Origin of the sequence: Pseudotabrizicola sp., from assembly GCF_030656345.1 — a bacterium.
Taxonomy (GTDB): Bacteria; Pseudomonadota; Alphaproteobacteria; order Rhodobacterales; family Rhodobacteraceae; genus Pseudotabrizicola.
In genome coordinates, this window is sequence record NZ_JAUSNR010000024.1 from 140439 (window position 1) to 161022 (window position 20584).

The window sequence follows — 20584 nt, forward strand, 5'->3', positions numbered from 1 at the left end:
AACGATCAGGCATGCCCCGCTGTCGCAGACAGCGTCAGCGGGTCGATGCCCAGCGTTTTCAATGCCTTGACCCATTTGGCGCTGTCGTCAGCAGAAAACACCAGATCGGCGGGCGCATCTGCCAGCAGCCAGTCGTTGCGCGAAATCTCATCCTCCAGCTGGCCCGGTCCCCAGCCGGAATAACCCAGCGCCAGCAGCGCCGCGTCCGGCCCTTCACCGCGCGCGAGCGATTCCAGAATATCCAGGGTGGCCGTCATCAGAAACCCGCCCGGCACCGCCATCGTTGCAGGCCCGCGCGGGTAATCGGGCGAATGCAGCACAAAGCCGCGCCCGCGTTCCACCGGACCGCCGACATGCACCCGGATGTCGCGCCCCTCGGCCTCGCGCGAGATGTCCAGATGATCCAGCAATCCGGCAAAGCTCAGATCCGGGGTCGGCTTGTTGACGATCAGCCCCATGGCACCGTCTTCGGAATGGGCGCAGATCAGGATGACGCTGCGGTCAAACCGCGCATCGCCCATCCCGGGCATCGCAATCAACAATTTTCCGCCAAGATCCATTTGCCACTCCCGCACCTGACCCACTTCCTAACATGGTCCTGATGCAACTGTGCCTCAAGGGGGATGTTCCGTCCAAGTGCTACAACCGCTTCCCGTCTTTGTGACTTTCCATTCCGGGGCCAGTGCTTATCTTCCGGGCATGATCCGCGCCCTTGCCCTTTGTCTCGCCCTCACCCCCGCTGCCGGTCTTGCGCAAGCGCAATCCGATGTGGTGCGGGGCGAATTCCGGTCTGGCTGGCAGACAGCGACCGGCACCCATATGGCCGCGCTGCACCTGCAACTTGCCCCCCGGTGGAAGACCTATTGGCGCGCGCCGGGCGATGCGGGCATTCCGCCGCAGTTCGACTGGTCCGGGTCGGAAAACCTTGGGTCGGTGCGGTTTCACTGGCCCGCACCCGATGTGTTCCGCACCAATGGCATGCAGACCGTGGGCTATCATGACGAGTTGGTGCTGCCGATAGAGATCACTCCGAAAGACCCGCGCAAGCCGGTGCGGCTGCGGGCGTCAATCGATCTCGGCGTGTGCAAGGATATCTGCATTCCGGCCACTCTGCTGCTGGGCAGCGCGCTGGCGTCGCCGGGGCAGTCCGACAGCACCATCAACGCCGCCCTGCGCGCCCGCCCCGCCACCGCAGCCGAGGCGGGGCTGACCCGCATCACCTGCAAGATCGAGCCGATCCGCGACGGCATGCGCGTCACCGCCCGCATGGACCTGCCGGTTCAGGGGAGCCAGGAGGCGGTGGTGTTTGAACCGGGCATCGCCAATGTCTGGGTGTCCGAATCTCAGGTCAGCCGTGACGGGCGCAGCCTGACGGCCACGGCCGAAATGGTCCCACCCTCAGGCCAGCCCTTTGCGCTGAACCGCTCTGCGATGGTGGTGACGGTGATCGGCGGTCAGGGACGCGCGGTAGAAATCCGCGGCTGCCCGGCAGACTGACGGACTGACGGGCCGCCCGCCGCTAGCGGCGCACAGGCACCAGCCGCACGATCCAGAACGCCGCCACACTCACCGCCGCCGCCCCCAGCGCAAACAGGCCAAACGCCGTGCCCACAGGCATCGCGGGCAGGGCACCGCCCAACCAGCCGTCCAGCAGCGCCGGGGCCAGCGTGATTGCAAACAGCACCGCAAGCACAGCCCCTGCCCCCAGCAACACACCGCGCGCCTTGTCCGCGCGCAAGCCCCGTGACAGCGCCCGGAACATCTGGCCGATGTCGGCCTGCACCGCCATCAGCGCCGGCACCATGATCAGCACCAGAAACATGCCGAAGGCCAGACCATAGACCAGCGTGATCACGGTCGGCTTCAGAAACTCGGCCTGCGAGCTGCCCTCGAACAACAGCGGCGACAACCCGATCACGGTGGTCAGCGTCGTCAGCAGCACCGCGCGGAAGCGGTCGGCCACGCCATCGACAATCGCCGGAAACAGTCCACGCTTTTCGGCATATTCGTCAATCGTCGACACCAGAACGATGGAATCATTGATGATGATCCCCGACATGCCAATCAGCCCGACGACCGAAAACAACGACAGCGGCACCCCCCAGTGGACATGCCCCCACATCGCCCCGATCAGGCCGAACGGAATCACCGACATCACCACCAAAGGCCGGGTCCAGCTGGCAAAGATCCAGGCAAGGCACAGGTAGATCCCCAGCAGGCACAGGATGACAGCAGACCCGGCATCGCTCAGGAATTCATTTTGCTGCTGGACCAGCCCGCCCTGACGGCTTTCAATGCCGAACTGCTGTTCAATCTCGGGCAGGATCGTCTCGCGGATGGTCGCCTGAATTTCCGCTGCCCGCGCCGGATCATCCTCGGCCAGATCGCCCGACACCGACACAATGCGCAGCCCGTTTTCGCGGCGGATGGTCGAGAAGCCGGCGACCTGTTCCACTGTCACGATATCAGCCAGCGGCACATAGCTGCCGCTGGCGGTGCGCAGCAGCGTGGCGTCCAGAAAATCAGCCGTCAGCTCATGGCGCGGCAGTTCCAGCCGGATCGCGACCGAGCGGGTTCCCTGCGGATAGGTCGCGGCCTCGATCCCGTTCAGCCGGTCGCGTAAAGTGCGGCCCAGCTCGTCAATCGCAAAGCCCAGCGACTGGCCCAGCGGGGTCAGGTTCAGGACCAGCTCTTCCTTGTCATAGGCCAGCGAATCCTCCAGCGCTGATACTTCCGGATACACCGCCAGCCGGGTTTTCAACGCTTCGGCTGCGGCTTTCAGCTCGCCTGCCTCGGCACCGAACAGGTCAATCGCCAGCGCATCGCCGCCGGGGCCGAACCGCCCGCCCCGGAACGACAGCTCTTCCATCAACGGATGGCCGCGCACCTCTTCCTGCAGGGCCTGCACAAAGACATTGCTGGAATAGGGTCGCGAATCCGGGTCGATCAGCTCGATCGAGATGCTACCCAACTGGTCGGCATCCTTGCCTTCGGCACTGGCCAGCCCACGCCCGCCAGACCCACCGATTTCGGCCATGGCAAAGGTAATGGGATTCGCGCCATGTTCGGCCTCGAACCGTGCGCCCACGCTTTCCGCCGCGCGTTGCACTTCGCGCATCATCTCCAGCGTATCGCTGCGCTCTGCCCCCGGCAGCATCGAGAAGTTGCCGGTGACCGACGCCTGTTCCGGCGCGTTAAAGAAACGGAACGGCAGATCGCCCCGGATGAACAGCGCCGCCGACGCCGCCAGCAGACAGACCGCCCCCGCCAGCACCGGATAGCGGGCCAGAAGCAGCAGGCGCATCAGCGGTTTGACCGCATTCGCCCCTAGCCAGACCATTCCCCGGTTGACCTGCCGCGACGGCCAGTCATACCATTTTTCAACCCGCGCCGCGGCGATGGCATGGGCCATGTGGTTGGGCAGGATCAGAAAACATTCGACCAGCGATGCAATCAGAACCGCAATCACCGTAAACGGGATATCGCTGATCAGATCGCCAAACCTGCCGCCGATGGCGACCAGACCAAAGAACGCAATCACCGTGGTCAGGCTGGACGCCATCACCGGCTGCGCCATGCGCAAAGCGCCCCGCTCAGCCGCCACCACCGGATCTTCGCCCAAGGTCCGCCCGCGGAAATCGGCGTGTTCGCCCACCACGATGGCATCGTCAACCACAATCCCCAGCATGATGATCAGCGCGAACAGCGACATCATGTTCAGCGTCAGCCCGGCGGCATACATCACCCCCACCGCCGCCAGCATCGCCACCGGAATCCCGGCAGCCACCCACAGCGCCGTGCGCGCGTTCAGGAACAAAAACAGCAGCACCACAACCAGCGCCAACCCGCTCAGCGCGTTGTCCAGCAGCAGATACAGCCGGTCGGTGATCTCTTCCGCGCGGGCGCGCACCAGATCGACCGTCACACCCGGCGGCAGCGTCAGCTGCATCTGCGCTGCCACATCCTCGACACTGGCCTGCATACGGATGGCGTCGCCCTCGGCATTGCGGTCCACCCGGACGGTCACCGCCGGGTTCACCCCCACAAAACTTGCCCGCCCGGCATCCGCCCCGATGGCGGTGACCGTCGCAATATCCCCCACCGTCAGCTTGGTGCCATCCGGCAGACTGCGCAGCACCACGCCGTCGATTTCCGCCGCTGTGCGCCGTTCCGACCCGGTCCGCACCCGCGCCGACCCGTCGCCGACATTCCCCGCCGGATTGGTCCGCACCGCCGCACCGATTGCTGTGGCGATTTCGCGCATGGTGATGTCATGGCGGATCAGCGCGACCGATGGCACCTCGACCACGGTTTCCGGGTCCGCCATGCCGCGGATTGTGGTGCGCGTCACCCCCGCCTGAAACAGCCGCCCGACGAATTCATCGGCAAAGCGGCCAAGCTGATCGACACCCACCGGCCCGGTGATCACCACATCGGTCACCTGATCGCGCCACTGGCTGCGGCGGATCACCGGCTCTTCAGCCTCTGCCGGCAAGTTTGAGACAGAATTCACCGCCGTCTGCACATCCTCGACCGCCTGCGCCAGATCCCTGCCGGGTTCGAACTCCAGCGAGATCCGGGCCGAGCCCTCATTGGCGCGGGATGTGACATCGGCCACGCCGTCCACCGTCAGCAGTGTCGATTCCAGCACCTGCACGATGGCGCGGTCCACATCCTCGGCCCCGGCCCCGCTCCAGGCGACCGACACGTCGATCTGGCTGATGATGACATCAGGAAAGTACTGCGCCCGGATGCGCGAGGCCGACACCAGACCGGCCACGATCATCAGCACCAAAAGCAGATTGGCCAATGTGCGGTGCCGCGTGAAATAGGAAATCAGACCGCCACCGCCCGCCGGGATACCCTTTGCCATGGCTCAGCCCCCCATCCGGTCTTCAAGCCGGGCCACCACCTGTGCGGGCACCTCGTCCTGCGCCAGCTGTTCCAGCATCCGCACCTTGGCCTCATCCGGCATCCGGGCATTGCCCTCGACATAGGCGATCAGCCCGGCCCGCCGTTCTGGGGTCAGGGCGATGGTATCGGTCAGCGCGGCGGGCAAGGCGGCGGGCTGTGCCTGCGCGCGGGCATCCGGCGACGCGTCAGCGGCGGCAGAGCCGGGGCGGATCGGGTTGATCCTGATCCCCGCCCCCAGCAGGGGCGAGCGTTCCACAACCACCTCACGCCCGGCAATGCCGCGCACATCGACGATCACATCATCGCCCTGCCTGCGCAGAACCGGCACCAGCTGCACCTCCAGCCGGTCGTCGGCCCCGACCACCAGAATGCCGCCGGTGCTGTCCACCGCCGTGGCCGGCAACAGCGCCACGCCGTCAATCTCTGGCTCGGCGATGCCCACGGTCACGAAATCGCCGGGGCGAAAGCCGCGCGCGCCGTCCAGCGAGGCATAGATCAGCCGCCCCGTCGCCCCTTCGCCCACGGCGGCCCCCACGCGCTCCACCCGGCCCACGGCGGCAATCTCGGCCCCCAGCACATCCAGCGACACCGCCACCGGCGCGGCGATCAGGCTGCCATCTTCATCCAGCAGCCGCGAAAACTGCGCGGTCGACAGGCGGAACGACACTTCCAGCCGGTCGGGGTCAATCAGTTCGGCCAGTCGCTCATTGGCCCCGACCAGCCCACCGGCCACCACCGTCACGCCGTTCAGCCGACCCGTAAAACTGGCGCGGATCACGGTATCATCCAGCGTGCGCTCTGCCTCGGCCAGCGCAATGCGCGCCCGTGCCAGACCCGTTGCCGCCTGATCCACCCGCGCCTCGGCCTGCGCCAGCGCGGACCGGCGCGACAACACCGCCTGCTCGGCCGATGACAGTGCCAAAGCCGCTGTCTCCACCGCTGCGGGGGAACCGACGCCACGGGACTGCAAATCTTCTTGCCGGGTCAGGGCCTGACGGCGCAGCGTGGCCTGCGCCTCTGCCGCCGCCAGATCATCGCGCGCCAGCAGCAGGCCACGGTCTCCATCGCGCACCTCGGCCTCTGCCTCGCGCAGGCCCGCCTGTGCCAGATCGCGGGCCGATGTGGCATCCACCGGGTCCAGCCGCACCAGCACCTGGCCTTCGGTCACCGTGGCCCCATCCTCGACCCCGTCTGCAATCTCCAGCACCCGGCCACCGCCCGGCGCGCGCAGTTCCAGCGTGCGGCGCGACCGGATCTCGCCAAAGGCCACAGTCTGCGGTGTCAGCACCCCCGGTGTTACCGTCTGCACATTGGCGGAAAACACCCGTTCGCGGGCGGGCTGCGCCGGCCGTTCCGTGGACAGCCTTTGCGTCAGCGCGCCCGCAATCAGGCTGGCCCCAAGCGCAAGCAAACCCACCGTCAGGGCGGCCAGAAACAGGCCGGTCAGGGAACGCGCCAAAAATCGCATAAAAACTCCGCTTCAGAACAAGACCAGACAGTAATGCAGGCCGTCCTTGCGTCCAGCCACAAGACTGTTACGCCGCAAGTCTGCCGTTCCGTCGTTACTTCCTTCGCAGATGTTCATCCAGCCGGGGCATGATCTCGACAAAGTTGCAGGGCCGGTGCCGGATATCCAGCTGCCAGCGCAAAATCTCATCCCAGGCATCGCGGCATGCCCCGGGGCTGCCCGGCAGCGCAAACAGATAGGTGCCACCCGCCACACCGCCACAGGCCCGGCTTTGCACGGCTGATGTGCCGATCTTTTGCATCGAGACGATGGTGAACACCGTGCCGAACGCCTCGATCTCTTTCTCATACACGTCGCGGTGCGCCTCGACCGTCACATCACGGCCCGTCAGTCCGGTGCCGCCGGTGGTCAGGATCACGTCGACATCCTTGTCCGCGATCCAGTCCCGCAACTGCCCGGCAATCAGGGCCCGGTCATCGGTCACAATCCCGCGCGCCGCCAGCACATGTCCCGCGCCCGCGATCCGTTCGACCAGCCTATCGCCCGACCTGTCATCGCCAGCGGTGCGCGTGTCGCTGACCGTCAGCACCGCGATGCGCACCGGGACAAATGCCATCGTCTCATCAATCCGGCTCATTTTGCCAACCGCGCCTCCAGCGCCAGCAGATCATCCCACGCCTCGCGCTTGGCAACGGGTGTGCGCAGCAGGCTGTCGGGGTGGATCATCGGCAAGACTGCCCGCCCCCCGGCCTGCTGCCACTGCCCCCGCGCCCGCGCGATGCTCTGCACCCCGGTCAGCGCCGACAGCGGCGTATTGCCCATCACCACAATCACCTCCGGGGCCACCAGGTCGATGTGACGCATCACAAAGGGCAGCATCATTGCCACATCCTCCGCCAAAGGCGCACCATTGCCCAGGCAACGCCACGGCAGGATATGCGCCAGATACAGCCCCGCCCGCGCATCCTGCGCGTCGCGTGACAGGCCAATGGCCGCAAACATCTCGTCCAGCAAGGCCCCGGCGCGGCCCACAAAAGGCCGCCCCTCGCGGTCCTCCTCCGGCCCCGGCGCCTCCCCCAGCACCATCACCCGCGCGCCCGGCACGCCATCCGCAAACACCAGATTGCGCGCGCCGCGCCGCAGATCGCAATGCTCAAAACCGGCAATTGCCGCGCGCAATGCGTCCAGCGTGCCCGCCCTTGCCGCAAGCGCCTGCGCTTCGGCCACCGCATCCACCTTCGCCACCTCGGGCAAGGCCACAGGTGCCGCCACCCGGGTCGCAGGCGCAGCCGCCGGGGCCACCATCGGCGCAGGCTTCACCGCCTCGGGCAGATCATACCGGTTCAGCGGGTCATCCAGCAGCCATTCGTCAATACCCAGATCCACCTGCCACAGCAGCGCCGCCTGTGAGGCATGCCAGTCCGTCAGAATGTCCGTCGCGATTCCCATGCCGCAAAGGGTAGGCTGGCCGCCGCGCCCCCGCAAGGGACGGATCACCGTTGCCCATTGCGCGCCCCTTTGGCATAAGCACCCCAAACCCGCAGCCAGCCGTAAGGAGACTCCGATGTTCCGCGCACGCCATCTGCTGGGAATCGAACACCTGTCACCGCAGGAAATCCTTGCCGTGCTTGATCTGGCGGATCGCTACGTCGATCTGAACCGCCGCACGGTAAAGCAATCCGACGCCCTTGCAGGCATGACTCAGATCAACATGTTCTTCGAGAACTCCACCCGCACCCAGGCCAGTTTTGAGCTGGCAGGCAAACGGCTGGGGGCAGATGTGATGAACATGTCGGTCTCGCAATCCTCGGTGAAAAAGGGGGAAACCCTGATCGACACCGCGATGACCCTGAACGCCATGCACCCAGATTTGCTGGTGGTGCGGCATGGATCATCCGGCGCGGTCAACCTGCTGGCGTCAAAGGTGAATTGCGCGGTGCTCAACGCGGGCGACGGGCGGCATGAACACCCCACACAGGCCCTGCTTGATGCCCTCACCATCCGCCGCGCCAAGGGCCGCATCCAGCGCCTGACCGTGGCGATCTGCGGCGACATTGCGCATTCGCGCGTGGCGCGGTCAAACCTGATCCTGCTGGGCAAGATGGAAAACCGCATCCGCCTGATAGCACCCCCCACCCTGATGCCCGCCGGTGTGGGTGATTTCGGGTGCGAGCTGTTTGACGACATGCGCAAGGGGCTGGAAGGTGCCGATGTGGTGATGATGCTGCGCCTGCAACGCGAACGCATGGACGGCGGCTTCATCCCGTCGGAACGGGAATACTACCACCGCTATGGCTTGGATGCTGAAAAGCTGGCTCATGCCAAGCCCGATGCCATCGTCATGCACCCCGGCCCGATGAACCGGGGGGTGGAGATTGACGGCGAACTCGCCGATGACATCAACCGGTCGGTCATTCAGGAACAGGTCGAAATGGGTGTCGCCGTGCGCATGGCCTGCATGGACCTGCTGGCCCGCAACCTGCGCGCCGACCGTGGGGCCAAGGCGGCGGAGGTGATGGCATGAGCGATACGCTCTCCATCCCCCCCGGCCCCGAGCGCTGCGTCTGGGTCTTCGCCATTGACCCGCCCGACGATCAGGCGACCGCCCTCGCACGCGGCCCGCTGGCCGAAGCTCTGGGGGTTGACGCGGTTGACCCCGCCCATACCGAACTGATCGATGCCGACACCTTCACCGAATACGGCCTCTCGCGCTACCTGACGGAAGGTCAGGGCATCGCCGAGGAAAGCCTCGCCGCCGACACGGCCACCCTCGATGCCCTGCGCGGCCCGCTCCTGCTGGTCTTCCGCCCCGCCCTTGGGCAGGGCCAGCTGTCGCCCCGCCCGCCCCTGCGCCTGATCGGGCGGTATGACGAGGTGCCCTCGCCCGCCCGCACCGGCATGGCCGCCTATGACGCCGAAGCCGACATCCTGCCGGTGCAGACCCCGAAGCGTCCCTCAGACGCCGCGATGTCGGGCCGGGTGGCCACGGTGGTGCTGATCCTGCTGGCGATCTTTGTCACGCTGTTCGTCTGGGGGGCCGGATGACCCCTCCCGTGCTGGCGACCGGGGAAACCCTTGTCGCCACCTTCACCCCCGACCGCCTGACCTACTGGCGCGCGCATCTGATCATGGCCATCGCCCTTGGCGCGGCGGTCGGCCTGTGGCTGCTGTGGCAGGGCAACCCCTATCCGGTCATGGGTCCCATCGGGGCCGCCCTCGCCATCGCTGCCCGCGCCTCTTATGTCGCGTCAGAGGCGCTGACGGATCTGTGGTATCTTACCAGCCAGCGTCTGATCGGCCCGCGCGGCCTGACCATCCCCCGCGCACAGATCAAGACCGCGCGGCCGTTCCTTGGCTCGGTGCAGATCACCACCCTTACGGGCGACAGGCACCTGATCAAATACCTCGCAGCCCCCGCCGCCGACGCGGCCCGCCTGACGGAAAGACTGCGATGACCCCCATGCTGCACAAAGGCCCGCCGATGACCCTGTTTCTGGAAAATGCCCGCATCATTGACCCTGAAGGCGATACCATCACCACCGGCAATGTGATCATCGACGCAGGGGTGATCGCCGCAATCGGTGCTGCCTCCGCCCCCAAGGGCGCGCAGGTGATCGACTGCGGCGGGGCCTGCCTTGCCCCCGGCATCATCGACTGGGGCGTGAAAATCGGCGAACCCGGGGAACGGCACAAGGAATCCTTCCGCTCGGCGGGCCTCGCCGCCGCTGCGGGCGGTGTCACCACCATGATCGCCCGCCCCGACACCACCCCCGCCATCGACACGCCCGAAGTGCTGGAATTCGTCACCCGCCGCGCGGCAGAGGCGTCGCCCATGCGCATCCGCCACATGGCCGCCCTGACCAAGGGCCGGGACGGGCGCGAGATGACCGAGATCGGCTTTCTTCTGGATGCAGGTGCCATCGCCTTTACCGATGCCACCCGCGTCACCACCGACCCAAAGGTGCTGTCCCGCGCGCTGACCTACGCCCGCAGCCTCGGCGCGCTGGTGATCGGCCACCCGCAGGAACCGGGCCTGTCGCACGGGGCCGCCGCCACCAGCGGCAAGTTCGCATCACTGCGCGGCATCCCGGCGGTGCATCCGATGGCCGAACGCATCGGGCTGGACCGTGACCTCGGGTTGATCGAGATGACCGGCGCGCGCTACCACGCCGACCAGATCACCACCGCCCGCAGCCTGCCCGCACTGGAACGCGCCAAGGCCAACGGGCTGGATGTCACCGCCGGCGTGTCGATCCACCACCTGACGCTGAACGAATTCGACGTGGGCGATTACCGCACCTTCTTCAAGCTGACCCCGCCCTTGCGGTCGGAAGATGACCGTCTGGCGATGATAGAGGCGGTGGCAAGCGGATTGATCGACGTGATCGGCAGCTTCCACACCCCGGCGGATGAGGAATCCAAACGCCTGCCGTTCGAGGATGCCGCCAGCGGGGCGGTGGGCCTGCAGACCCTGCTGCCCGCCGCCCTGCGCCTTCTGCACGCAGGCCAGCTGACGCTGCCGCGGCTGTTCCGCGCCCTGTCCCTGAACCCCGCGCGCCGCCTTGGCCTGCCCCAAGGCCGCATGGCGGAAGGTGCGCCCGCCGATCTGGTGCTGTTCAACCCCGACACGCCCTTTGTGCTTGACCGTTTCACCCTGGCGTCGAAATCAAAGAACACGCCGTTTGACGGCACGCGGATGGAGGGTAAGGTTCTGGCAACCTTTGTCGCCGGCCATCAGGTTTACGGAGCCTAAAGCGAAATGCCCGATTTCACCTCTGCGCCCCTGCTGCTGGCCCTGACCGCCGTGCTTGCCTATCTGCTGGGCTCGGTGCCCTTTGGCATTGTCATCACCCGCCTGCTGGGACTGGGCGATCTGCGCGCCATCGGCTCGGGCAATATCGGGGCCACCAATGTGCTGCGCACCGGCAACAAGGGCGCGGCACTGGCCACGCTGCTGCTGGACGCGGGCAAAGGCGGCGTCGCAGTGCTGATCGCCCGCGCGGCTTTGGGGCCGGATGCGGGACAGGTGGCGGCGCTGTTTTCCTTTCTGGGCCACCTGTTCCCGGTCTGGCTCGGGTTCAAAGGCGGCAAGGGGGTGGCGACTTTCCTCGGCACCCTGCTGGCGCTGGCATGGCCCGTCGGCCTTGCCGCCTGCGCCACCTGGGCGGTGGCGGCGGCGCTGAGCCGTATTTCCTCACTCTCGGCCCTGATCGCCGCCGCCCTGACCCCTGTCTGGCTGGCGGTGCTGGGCTATCCGCAGATGTCCCTGCTCGCCATCATCCTCGGCGCGCTGATCTTCGCCCGCCACAGCGCGAATATCGCGCGCCTGCGTCAGGGTATTGAGCCAAGGATCGGCAAAAAATAACACCCGCCGCGCCCGCCTTCGACACCTGATCCGATTGAGCGGCTGCGCCGCGTTGGTTTTATCTCGTCGCGCGGGCTGCGCCGCGTCTCCTCGGATACGCCTCCGGCGGGAGTATTGGGGAAAGCTGCAATCGCAAGGACTGCGCTCATTGCATTGCAGCTTTCCCAAATACTCCGAGGGGGGCGCGGCACGCGCGGGGGGCTGGCCCCCCTCAGAGGCTGGCCGCCTGATAGATCGGGGTCAACTGATGATTCCATTCCGTTTCATACAGGCGGAGCCAGCGATCGGCCTGCACCTCGCCCTGCGCCAAAGAACGGTGCAGCGGGGCCAGGTAGATATCTTCGCCTAGGCCGCGTGCCACCAGCCCTGCCTGCGACAGCTCTACTGCCGCGCGCGCCAGCGCATTAAGCTGCACTCCGCCCGATTCGCCCTTCAGGGCCGCGACCGAGGCGGCAATGCGCAGGCCTTCGCGGGTTGCCGCATCGAACCCCTTGACCAGATCCCAGGCGGCATCCAGCGCGTTCTGGTCATACATCAACCCCAGCCAGAAGGCGGGCAGCGCGTTGATATGCGCCTCGTCGCCGCAATCGGCACCGCGCATTTCGATGTATTTCTTGACCCGTGCCTCGGGGAACACCGTTGTCATGTGGTCGGCCCAGTCGGACAGGGTGGGCAGCGCGCCCGGCAGTGCCGGCAGCTGGCCTTTGAGGAAATCGCGGAACGACTGGCCCAGCGCATTGATATACTTGCCGTCGCGGTAGACGAAATACATCGGCACATCCAGCACCCAGTCGACGTATTGCTGAAAGCCGAACCCCTCGTCAAAGGCGAAGGGCAGCATCCCGGTGCGGCTGTCATCCAGGCCCCGCCAGATCCGGCTGCGCCAGCTGCGGTGGCCGTTCGGCCCCCCGTCAAAGAACGGGCTGGAGGCGAACAGCGCGGTGGCCACCGGCTGCAGCGCAATCGCCACCCGCAGCTTTTTCACCATATCCGCCTCGGAGGCGTAGTCGAGGTTCACCTGCACGGTCGAGGTGCGGTACATCATCTGCGTGCCATGAGTGCCGACGCGGCCCATGTAATCGGTCATCAGCCGGTAGCGCCCCTTTGGCATCACCGGCATCTGCGCGTGGCTCCATTCGGGGGCGGCCCCAATGCCCATAAAGCGCACGCCCATCGGGTCTGCAATCGCCGCCACCTCTTCGAGATGCAGGCGCAGCTCTGCCGCTGTTTCGTGCATGTCGGGCATCATCGCGCCCGACAATTCGAACTGGCCGCCGGGTTCGAGGCTGATATTGGCCCCGTTGCGCTGCAGGCCGATCACGTTGTCGCCTTCGCGCACCGGGGTCCAGCCAAAGCGCGACTCTAGCCCCGCGAACAGGGCCGAGATCGAGCGGTCACCGGCATAGGGCAAGGGGGCAAAGCTGCCCTCCAGCCAGCCGAACTTTTCATGTTCGGTGCCGATGCGCCAGTCGGCCTTGGGCTTGTTGCCCGACTCCATCAGCTCTGCCAGCTGATGAAACGATGTGATCTGACCGCCGCCGGACTGTGGAATGGACATGGGGTTCAGGCTCCGGCTGGGGTCATTGTTTGCGCCTCACAGGTGTCTTGCGGCGTGGCCCGAGTCAAGACGGCGCGATGCAGCGGCGGCGACATATCACAAATCGTTATTCGTCAGCCGGGCGCGCGCCGCCTTGCGCGACCACGCCGCGCCCGGACGTGCGCCAGACCACACGGTTTTCGCCGCCCGCCAGCACCGCACGGCTGCCGGTGCCGGGGGTTGGGGCCAGTGCTGCCAGCAGATCGGCACTCGACAGGCCGGGCAGGCTGGAGAACGCATCGAACAGCGCCTCGGCCCCCGCCGCCTCGACCGGGATCAGCAGCGCCTGCCCGTCGGTCTGCTTCAGCCGCCACAGCCGCCGCCCACGGATGCTGATCAGCCGCAGTTCGGCCAGATCGCGCAAGCTGACAAATCCGCCGACCTGCGGGCCCATATAGCTGACCTGCCCCTCATCCACGTGAACCACGCCCGGTGCCTCGCCCACCGGCACAAAGCGCAGCCGCCGCCAGGCGAGCACGCCCAGCGCGACGCCGCCAAGGCCCACCACAGCCCCCAGCGGCAGCAGCAGATAGCCGCCCAGCCGCATCAGCCACAGGCCAAAGCCCAGCACCGCCACGCCCACGCCCACCTCACGCCAGCGCCACAGCGCCGCCTGCACCTCGGGGCGGATCATCGCCAGTCTCCCGCCGCCATCTGCCATAACACCAATGCGGCCACCGCCGCCGTCTCGGCGCGCAGGATGCGGGGGCCAAGGCTGATCGGGCGCACAAAGGGCAGGCCGCGCAGCAGCGCCTTTTCATCGTCGGAAAACCCGCCCTCGGGCCCGACCAGCACCGCCCCCGGTGCCCCCGCAGCGACACTGCCCGTCAGGGCCGATGCCTGCCCCGCCAGTGCCTCATCGGCCCACAGCAGCACCCGGCCCTCGGGCCAGCCCGCCAGCGCCCGCTCCAAGGGCTGCACCTCGCCGACCTGCGGCACTGATGTGGCCCCGCATTGCTCCGCCGCCTCAATCGCATGGGCCAGTTGCTTGTCCTGCCGCCAACGCTCGGATTGGGTGAACCGCGTGGTCACCGGCATCAGCCGTGCCACGCCCAGCTCCACCGCCTTTTCCACAATGAAATTGGTGCGCTCTTTGCGGACCGGCGAAAACAGCAGCCACAGGTCGGGCACCGGCAGCAGCGGCCGGGTCTGCGCCTCGCACAGCAGCGCGCCGCGCCGCTTGCCCGCATCCACCACCCGCGCCAGCCATTCGCCGTCCCGCCCGTTGAACAGCAGCACGCCCGCCCCGACCGGCAGACGCATCACCGCAAACAGATAGGTGGCCTGCTCGGGGCCGACCGCCACGGCTTGCCCCGCGCCCAAGGGCTGATCTACATAGAGTCTGACCTTTGCATCCATAGGCGCCACGCTATGACCCAATTTCCGGAAACGCCAGAGGCCGCGCACACTGCGTCAGCGGGCACCGTCGCCGACGCGCCAAAGGACAACTGGGTTGACCGTTTTGCGCCCCCCCCCATGCGCCCCTATCTGCGGCTCAGCCGCGCTGACCGGCCCATCGGCACCTGGCTGTTGCTGATGCCCTGCCTGTGGGGCATCGCGCTTGCGGCGGCGGTGGATGCCCCCCGGCTCTGGGATCTGTGGCTGGTGGTCAGCTGTGCGGCGGGGGCGTTTCTGATGCGCGGCGCGGGCTGCACATGGAATGACATCACCGACCGCCATATCGACGCCTCGGTCAGCCGCACGCGGTCGCGCCCGATTCCCTCGGGTCAGGTCACGGTGCGACAGGCGCTGGTCTGGATGGTGGCGCAGGCATTGTCGGCCGCGCTGATCCTGTTCAGCTACAACTGGCTGGCCATCGGCCTTGGCATCGCCTCGCTTGCGCTGGTCGCGATCTACCCCTTTGCCAAGCGCTTCACATGGTGGCCGCAGCTGTTTCTGGGGCTGGCCTTCAACTGGGGCGCGGTGCTGGCATGGGCCGCCCATGCGGGCGAAGTGCCGCTGGCCGCCGTGGTGCTCTATGCCTCGGGCATCACATGGACGCTGTATTACGACACGATCTACGCCTTGCAGGACCGAGAGGATGACGCCCTGATCGGCGTCAGATCCACCGCGCGGCTGTTTGGCGACAACACCGGCTGGTGGCTGAAGCTGTTTCTGCTCTCTACCATCGCGCTGATGGCGCTGGCGGTGATTCTGGCATTGCTGCCCGCGCGCGATCCGGTTCAGCTGGCGCTGGCGCTGGCCGGGGTCTGGGCCTTTGGCTGGCATATGGTGCGGCAGATGGCGCGGCTGAAACCCGATGATCCTGCGTCCTGCCGCAGCGAATTCCTTGCAAACCGCGATGCCGGGCTGATCGTTGCGCTGTTTCTTGCCGCCGCCGCCGCGCTTTGATTGATCACGGCGGCTCCGGCTTTTAAACCGGCAGGGGAATCATCGGCCCCCGGCCGCGCCATCCCCTTCCCCACCCCGCCAGGACCCTCAGTCAGGAATCCGCCTTGCCCAAGCGCCTGCTTCACCGCACCACAGCTCTGGTGTCCACCACCCGCGCCCAGCTTGACAGCGGCCACCTGCCCCATGCGGTGATCGCACTTGCGGCAGTCTCCGGTGCCGGGGTCGTGGCCGCCTTCGCCGCCTGGGCCTCGGCCCTGTGGATCGAGGGGCGCTCGGAACAGGCCGTCACCTCGCGCCTGCTGGACGCCGGCATCACCTGGGCCACACCACATGCCGACGGGTTGCAACTGCATCTGGCCGGCACCGCCCCGAATGAGGCCGCCCGTTTCCGCGCCGTCAATCTGGCGGGCACGGTCATCGACGCGTCCCGCGTGCGCGACATGCTGGATGTCACCCCGGTCAAGGCGATCGAGGCCCCGAAATTCTCGGTCGAGATGCTGCGCAATGATGATGGCATCCAGCTGATCGGCCTGCTGCCCACCAGCGATTCCGCTGATGCCCTGCTGGCCGAGGCGCAATCGCTGCGCACCGACGGGGCGATTTCGGACATGCTGGAAACCGCAGCCTATCCGGCCCCCGCAGGCTGGGACGATGCCTTTGCCTTCGGGATGGAGGCGGTCAAGCGCCTGCCCCGGTCCAAGATCTCGGTCACGGCGGGCCGGGTCAGCATCACCGCCATCGCCACCAGCGCCGAAGAGCAACGCCGCCTGACGAATGAGCTGAACGCCGCCAGACCGCAGGGGCTGGAGGTTTCCATCGAGATTTCGGCCCCGCGTCCGGTGCTGACGCCCTTTACCATGCGCTTTGTACTGGACGAACAAGGCGCGCGGTTTGATGCCTGCGCCGCCGATACCGACCGCGCCCGCGCCCGCATTCTTGCGGCAGGTCGGGCTGCCGGAGTGCCGGGACGGCCCAATTGCATCGTCGGCCTTGGCGTCCCCACCCCCAGCTGGGCCGATGCCGTCGCCATCGCGATCAACGCAGTCTCCTCGCTCGGCGAGGCGACCATCACCTTTTCCGATGCCGATGTCTCGCTCGTCGCTGCCGATTCTGTGTCGCAGGCCGATTTCGACCGCATCGTTGGTGAACTCGACTCGGCCCTGCCAGAGGTGTTTTCTCTGACCGCCACGCTGGAGCGTGCCTCTGATGCAGCCCTCGGCCCCGCCGAATTCACCGCCACCCTGTCCGCCGAAGGCCGGGTCGAACTGCGCGGCCGCGTCACCGACGAGCTGCTGCGCAATGCCGCTTCCAGCTATGCGCGTGCCCGCTTCGGCGTCGGCAAGGTCTATTCCGCCACACGGCTCGACAATGACCTGCCCGACGGCTGGCCGGTCCGCGTTCTGGCGGGGCTGGAAGCGCTGGGCGAGCTGGCCGAAGGCCGCCTGCTGGTGCGCGCCGACACGGTCGAGGTTGAAGGCGTCACCGGATCACAGATCGCGCGCAGCCGCATCTCGCAGGTGCTGTCGGACAAGCTGGGTCAGGGCCAGACCTTCCGGGTCTCGGTCCGCTATGATGAAAAGCTCGACCCGCTCGCCGCGCTGCCCACCCCGCAGGAATGCGCCGCACGGGTGACGGCGGTTCTGGAACGCCGCAAGATCACCTTCCCGCCCGGCTCCGCCGAAATCGACGGCCAGACCGTCGGCATCATGGACGCGCTGGCCGAGGCGCTGGAAGACTGCCCCGCCGTGCGCATGGAAATCGCGGGCTACACCGACAGTCAAGGATCTGACAGCGGCAACCTCGCGCTCAGTCAGGCCCGCGCCGATGCCGTTCTGCTGGCGCTGCAAGGCCGGGGCGTCACCGTCGATGCGCTGAAAGCCACCGGCTATGGCGAGGCCAACCCGATTGCCGACAACGCCACCGAAGCCGGTCGCGAAGCGAACCGCCGGATTGAATTCGTGCTGCTGGATCAGCCCGCAGCCGCCGCCGCCGGGGCCACATCCGGCACCCCGGCCCCCGCGCAGGTCGACGCCGCGGCAGAACCGTCAGGCGATGACGACCCCTCGGTCGCGCCCACAGAAAAGACCCGCCGCCCCCTTGCGCGCCCGGCGCGTGACGGCTAGGCCAAAGGCACAGCTCAGGCCCTCGCCCTTCACAAAGCAGACCGAATGAACCGCACCGAATTCATCATCGTCACTGCAATCATCCTGATGGCCGCCTTCGCGCTGGGCTGGTTCTCGCATTGGATCATGCACCGCTTTGCCCGCGTTCCGGGCGGCGACATGGGCGAGATGGACCGGCTGTCCACCATGCTGCACGACGCCGAAGAAACCCGCGATCAGGCGATCATCTATCTGGAACAGCGCGAAGCCGAGCTGATGAACCAGATCGCCCAGACCGAAGCCGAACTGCGCGCCGCCATGGGCGGCCTGCGCGACGCCCGGCACGAAGCCGAAGAAATGCGCGCCTATATCGAACGGATGCACGCCAACTCCTGACCGCTCACATCCCGTCCAGACAGGCCGCCATCAGCGCAGACCCGGGGTCGGCCAGCCCGTCGATCACATCAAAATGATGCCGCCCCGGCTCGACCGTCCACGGGCAGTCCCACACCTCGGCCAGCAGCCGCGCCTGACACAGGAACGCCGGGCGCTCCTGCGCGCCGACCCAGACATGGCAGCCCACCCCGTCGCGCAGGCGCAGCAGCGCCGGGCTCTCCGCCGCCGCCTCTGCCGCATCCAGCCGCAGGACCGGTGCCATCCGCGTCGCCAGCAGCGGCCGCAGATCGGCCAAGGGCGAGATCGGCACCACCCGCGCCACCTCCGGCCCATCCACGCAGGCCATCCGCGCCGCCAGATGCCCGCCTGCCGAATGCCCGGCCACCACCACCGGCCCTGCCACCCGCGCCACCACTGCCCGCACCGCCGCCGCCACCTCGCGCGTCATCTGCGCTATCCGCGCCTCAGGGGCCAGCGTGTAGGACAGCACCGCACAGGCCCAGCCCCGCGCCACCGCGCCCGCCGCCAGATGCGACCAGTCGGCCCGGTCGAAATCCATCCAGTAGCCGCCATGCACGAACATCAGCACCCCCTTCGGCACCGCGTCCGGCAGGAACAGATCAAACCGCTGCCGCACCCCCGGACCGTAAGCCAGCCCCAGATCGCCCCGCATGCCCGCCCGGAACGCCGCCGCCGCTGCCCGCCACCTGGGCACAAACTGATCGGCCCCTGCAATGAATGCGCCATTGGCATAGGCCCGGTCGGCTTCGCTTGCAAATTCCATCCGGTCCGCCCCGATTTGATCAAAATTCCGGCGCTATCCTGCCCCGCCCCCCGACAGAACTGGACAGCCCGCCGCTCCCATGCTTTGCATGGACAAAACCGAAATGGGAGACCCCACATGCTCGATTCCGTGACCGATCTCGCGTCGCTGCTCAAAGACCCGACGCTGCTTGCCACCAAAGCCTATGTCGCAGGCGACTGGATCGACGCCGATGACGGCGAGACCTTCGCCGTGGTCAACCCGGCCCGTGGCGATGATATCGCCCGCGTGCCCAACCTTGGCCGGGCTGAAACCGCCCGCGCCATCGCCGCCGCCAATGTCGCGATGAAAGACTGGGCCGCGCGCACCGGCAAGGAACGCGCACAGGTGCTGCGCAAATGGTTCGATCTGATGATGGAAAATCAGGACGATCTTGGCACCATCCTCACGGCTGAAATGGGCAAACCCCTCGCCGAAGCCAAGGGCGAGGTGGCTTACGGCGCCAGCTTCATCGAATGGTTCGGCGAAGAGGCCAAGCGCGTGTACGGCGAAACCGTCCCCGGCCACCAGCGCGACAAACGCATCACGGTGCTCAAACAACCCATCGGCGTCGTCGGCTCGATCACGCCGTGGAACTTCCCCAACGCGATGATCGCCCGCAAGGCCGGCCCGGCGCTGGCCGCAGGGTGCGGCTTCGTCGCCCGCCCCGCGGCTGAAACCCCGCTGTCGGCCCTCGCCATGGCAGTGCTTGGCGAACGCGCCGGGCTGCCAAAGGGCATCCTGTCGGTGATCACCTCAAAGAAATCCTCCGACATCGGCAAAGAGTTCTGCGAAAACCCTCTGGTGCGCAAACTCACCTTTACCGGCTCCACCGAAGTGGGCCGCATCCTGCTGCGGCAGGCGGCGGAACAGGTGATGAAATGCTCGATGGAACTGGGCGGCAACGCGCCCTTCATCGTGGTTGACGACGCCGATCTGGATGCCGCCGTCGCCGGTGCCATGATGTCGAAATTCCGCAACAACGGCCAGACCTGCGTCTGCGCCAACCGCATCTATGTGCAGGCCGGGGTCTATGACGCCTTTGCGCAAAAACTGCAGGCCGCAGTCGCCAAAACCCGCGTCGGCGACGGGTTGTCCGAAGACGTGCAATTCGGCCCGCTGATCAACGAAGCCGCCGTTGAAAAGGTCGAAGAACACATCGCCGACGCCACCGCCAAAGGTGCGAAAATCGAGACCGGCGGCAACCGCCACGCACTCGGCGGCAATTTCTTTGAACCCACCATCCTCACCGGCGTCACCGATGACATGATGGTCACCACCGAAGAAACCTTCGGCCCCCTCGCGCCCCTGTTCAAATTCGACACCGAGGAAGAGGTCGTGGCCAAAGCCAATGACACCATCTTCGGCCTTGCCAGCTATTTCTACAGCCGCGAGATCGGCCGCATCACCCGGGTACAAGAGGCGCTGGAATACGGCATCGTCGGTGTCAACACCGGCATCATCTCGACCGAAGTCGCCCCCTTCGGCGGCGTCAAGCAATCCGGTCTGGGCCGCGAAGGCAGCCATCACGGCATGGATGACTATATGGAGCTGAAATACGTCTGCCTGTCGATCTGATCAACGGGCG

At 66.8% G+C, this 20584-nt stretch carries 18 protein-coding genes and 1 pseudogene; 10 read left to right on the top strand and 9 right to left on the bottom strand.

What is annotated here, in order from left to right:
- Window positions 1-5: 5 nt before the first annotated feature.
- Entirely contained in the window at window positions 6-560 is a 555-nt protein-coding gene (locus Q7J44_RS14990; protein WP_304881211.1) for a YqgE/AlgH family protein, read from the bottom strand.
- Window positions 561-636: 76 nt separating this feature from the next.
- Here Q7J44_RS14990 and Q7J44_RS14995 point away from each other — a divergent pair, with 76 nt between their 5' ends.
- Window positions 637-1497 (top strand): protein-disulfide reductase DsbD domain-containing protein, encoded by an 861-nt coding sequence (locus Q7J44_RS14995; protein ID WP_304881213.1) that lies wholly within the window; start codon window positions 637-639, stop codon window positions 1495-1497.
- Window positions 1498-1519: 22 nt separating this feature from the next.
- On the opposite strand, the gene Q7J44_RS15000 is transcribed toward Q7J44_RS14995, so the two are convergent.
- The 4 genes from Q7J44_RS15000 to Q7J44_RS15015 all read right to left on the bottom strand — a co-directional run bounded on the left by Q7J44_RS15000 (window position 1520) and on the right by Q7J44_RS15015 (window position 7831).
- Window positions 1520-4873 carry an efflux RND transporter permease subunit gene (locus Q7J44_RS15000; RefSeq protein ID WP_304881215.1) on the bottom strand — a complete coding sequence of 1118 codons (3354 nt, stop codon included), beginning with the start codon at window positions 4871-4873 and terminating at the stop codon, window positions 1520-1522.
- A 3-nt stretch (window positions 4874-4876) separates the two neighbouring features.
- On the bottom strand, window positions 4877-6382 hold the full coding sequence (locus Q7J44_RS15005; RefSeq protein WP_304881216.1) for an efflux RND transporter periplasmic adaptor subunit: 1506 nt from the start codon (window positions 6380-6382) through the stop codon (window positions 4877-4879).
- A gap of 94 nt (window positions 6383-6476) precedes the next feature.
- Entirely contained in the window at window positions 6477-7019 is a 543-nt protein-coding gene (gene moaB, locus Q7J44_RS15010; RefSeq protein ID WP_304881218.1) for a molybdenum cofactor biosynthesis protein B, read from the bottom strand.
- Window positions 7016-7831 (bottom strand): uracil-DNA glycosylase family protein, encoded by an 816-nt coding sequence (locus Q7J44_RS15015; RefSeq protein WP_304881289.1) that lies wholly within the window; start codon window positions 7829-7831, stop codon window positions 7016-7018. Before Q7J44_RS15015 ends, moaB begins: the two co-directional genes overlap by 4 nt.
- A gap of 115 nt (window positions 7832-7946) precedes the next feature.
- Here Q7J44_RS15015 and Q7J44_RS15020 point away from each other — a divergent pair, with 115 nt between their 5' ends.
- From Q7J44_RS15020 to plsY, 5 genes are read left to right on the top strand one after another with little or no spacing between them, the layout of a single operon-like run.
- Window positions 7947-8906 carry an aspartate carbamoyltransferase catalytic subunit gene (locus Q7J44_RS15020; RefSeq protein ID WP_304881220.1) on the top strand — a complete coding sequence of 320 codons (960 nt, stop codon included), beginning with the start codon at window positions 7947-7949 and terminating at the stop codon, window positions 8904-8906.
- Window positions 8903-9427 carry a hypothetical protein gene (locus Q7J44_RS15025; RefSeq protein WP_304881222.1) on the top strand — a complete coding sequence of 175 codons (525 nt, stop codon included), beginning with the start codon at window positions 8903-8905 and terminating at the stop codon, window positions 9425-9427. The genes Q7J44_RS15020 and Q7J44_RS15025 overlap by 4 nt, the downstream gene beginning before the upstream one ends.
- Window positions 9424-9837 carry a hypothetical protein gene (locus Q7J44_RS15030; protein WP_304881223.1) on the top strand — a complete coding sequence of 138 codons (414 nt, stop codon included), beginning with the start codon at window positions 9424-9426 and terminating at the stop codon, window positions 9835-9837. Before Q7J44_RS15025 ends, Q7J44_RS15030 begins: the two co-directional genes overlap by 4 nt.
- Window positions 9838-9863: 26 nt before the next feature.
- Window positions 9864-11135: a dihydroorotase gene (gene pyrC, locus Q7J44_RS15035; RefSeq protein WP_304881291.1), complete on the top strand. Its 1272-nt coding sequence runs from the start codon at window positions 9864-9866 to the stop codon at window positions 11133-11135.
- A gap of 6 nt (window positions 11136-11141) precedes the next feature.
- On the top strand, window positions 11142-11747 hold the full coding sequence (plsY, locus tag Q7J44_RS15040) for a glycerol-3-phosphate 1-O-acyltransferase PlsY (RefSeq protein WP_304881225.1): 606 nt from the start codon (window positions 11142-11144) through the stop codon (window positions 11745-11747).
- A 211-nt stretch (window positions 11748-11958) separates the two neighbouring features.
- Here the strand turns inward: plsY and Q7J44_RS15045 are convergent, their stop codons facing one another.
- The 3 genes from Q7J44_RS15045 to Q7J44_RS15055 form a co-directional block, all read right to left on the bottom strand.
- Complete coding sequence (locus Q7J44_RS15045; protein WP_304881227.1) at window positions 11959-13305, bottom strand: glutamate--cysteine ligase; 1347 nt, start codon at window positions 13303-13305, stop codon at window positions 11959-11961.
- A gap of 106 nt (window positions 13306-13411) precedes the next feature.
- Complete coding sequence (locus Q7J44_RS15050) at window positions 13412-13978, bottom strand: hypothetical protein (protein WP_304881228.1); 567 nt, start codon at window positions 13976-13978, stop codon at window positions 13412-13414.
- On the bottom strand, window positions 13975-14703 hold the full coding sequence (locus tag Q7J44_RS15055) for a 16S rRNA (uracil(1498)-N(3))-methyltransferase (protein ID WP_304881230.1): 729 nt from the start codon (window positions 14701-14703) through the stop codon (window positions 13975-13977). Before Q7J44_RS15055 ends, Q7J44_RS15050 begins: the two co-directional genes overlap by 4 nt.
- Window positions 14704-14715: 12 nt before the next feature.
- On the opposite strand from Q7J44_RS15055, the gene ubiA reads away from it, so the two are divergent.
- From ubiA to Q7J44_RS15070, 3 genes and pseudogenes are all read left to right on the top strand, one after another.
- On the top strand, window positions 14716-15696 hold the full coding sequence (gene ubiA, locus Q7J44_RS15060) for a 4-hydroxybenzoate octaprenyltransferase (protein WP_304881232.1): 981 nt from the start codon (window positions 14716-14718) through the stop codon (window positions 15694-15696).
- Between the two features lie 176 nt (window positions 15697-15872).
- On the top strand, window positions 15873-17819 hold the full coding sequence (locus tag Q7J44_RS15065; RefSeq protein ID WP_370693017.1) for an OmpA family protein: 1947 nt from the start codon (window positions 15873-15875) through the stop codon (window positions 17817-17819).
- A 21-nt stretch (window positions 17820-17840) separates the two neighbouring features.
- A pseudogene (locus Q7J44_RS15070) lies at window positions 17841-18194 on the top strand (hypothetical protein); the annotation flags it as partial.
- A gap of 4 nt (window positions 18195-18198) precedes the next feature.
- Here the strand turns inward: Q7J44_RS15070 and Q7J44_RS15075 are convergent.
- The gene (locus Q7J44_RS15075) at window positions 18199-18978 is read right to left on the bottom strand and encodes an alpha/beta hydrolase (protein WP_304881235.1); all 780 of its coding nucleotides are present in this window, start codon (window positions 18976-18978) and stop codon (window positions 18199-18201) included.
- 117 nt (window positions 18979-19095) lie between these two features.
- On the opposite strand from Q7J44_RS15075, the gene Q7J44_RS15080 reads away from it, so the two are divergent.
- Complete coding sequence (locus Q7J44_RS15080; protein WP_304881237.1) at window positions 19096-20574, top strand: NAD-dependent succinate-semialdehyde dehydrogenase; 1479 nt, start codon at window positions 19096-19098, stop codon at window positions 20572-20574.
- Window positions 20575-20584 lie beyond the last annotated feature (10 nt).

What these genes read in the sequence shown, in the direction of transcription:
- Q7J44_RS14990 (WP_304881211.1), bottom strand. Translation starts at nt 560, where the DNA reads ATGGATCTTGGCGGAAAATTGTTGATTGCGATGCCCGGGATGGGCGAT.
- Q7J44_RS15000 (WP_304881215.1), bottom strand. Translation starts at nt 4,873, where the DNA reads ATGGCAAAGGGTATCCCGGCGGGCGGTGGCGGTCTGATTTCCTATTTC.
- Q7J44_RS15005 (WP_304881216.1), bottom strand. Translation starts at nt 6,382, where the DNA reads ATGCGATTTTTGGCGCGTTCCCTGACCGGCCTGTTTCTGGCCGCCCTG.
- moaB (WP_304881218.1), bottom strand. Translation starts at nt 7,019, where the DNA reads ATGAGCCGGATTGATGAGACGATGGCATTTGTCCCGGTGCGCATCGCG.
- Q7J44_RS15015 (WP_304881289.1), bottom strand. Translation starts at nt 7,831, where the DNA reads ATGGGAATCGCGACGGACATTCTGACGGACTGGCATGCCTCACAGGCG.
- Q7J44_RS15020 (WP_304881220.1), top strand. Translation starts at nt 7,947, where the DNA reads ATGTTCCGCGCACGCCATCTGCTGGGAATCGAACACCTGTCACCGCAG.
- Q7J44_RS15025 (WP_304881222.1), top strand. Translation starts at nt 8,903, where the DNA reads ATGAGCGATACGCTCTCCATCCCCCCCGGCCCCGAGCGCTGCGTCTGG.
- Q7J44_RS15030 (WP_304881223.1), top strand. Translation starts at nt 9,424, where the DNA reads ATGACCCCTCCCGTGCTGGCGACCGGGGAAACCCTTGTCGCCACCTTC.
- pyrC (WP_304881291.1), top strand. Translation starts at nt 9,864, where the DNA reads ATGACCCTGTTTCTGGAAAATGCCCGCATCATTGACCCTGAAGGCGAT.
- plsY (WP_304881225.1), top strand. Translation starts at nt 11,142, where the DNA reads ATGCCCGATTTCACCTCTGCGCCCCTGCTGCTGGCCCTGACCGCCGTG.
- Q7J44_RS15045 (WP_304881227.1), bottom strand. Translation starts at nt 13,305, where the DNA reads ATGTCCATTCCACAGTCCGGCGGCGGTCAGATCACATCGTTTCATCAG.
- Q7J44_RS15050 (WP_304881228.1), bottom strand. Translation starts at nt 13,978, where the DNA reads ATGATCCGCCCCGAGGTGCAGGCGGCGCTGTGGCGCTGGCGTGAGGTG.
- Q7J44_RS15055 (WP_304881230.1), bottom strand. Translation starts at nt 14,703, where the DNA reads ATGGATGCAAAGGTCAGACTCTATGTAGATCAGCCCTTGGGCGCGGGG.
- ubiA (WP_304881232.1), top strand. Translation starts at nt 14,716, where the DNA reads ATGACCCAATTTCCGGAAACGCCAGAGGCCGCGCACACTGCGTCAGCG.
- Q7J44_RS15075 (WP_304881235.1), bottom strand. Translation starts at nt 18,978, where the DNA reads ATGGAATTTGCAAGCGAAGCCGACCGGGCCTATGCCAATGGCGCATTC.
- Q7J44_RS15080 (WP_304881237.1), top strand. Translation starts at nt 19,096, where the DNA reads ATGCTCGATTCCGTGACCGATCTCGCGTCGCTGCTCAAAGACCCGACG.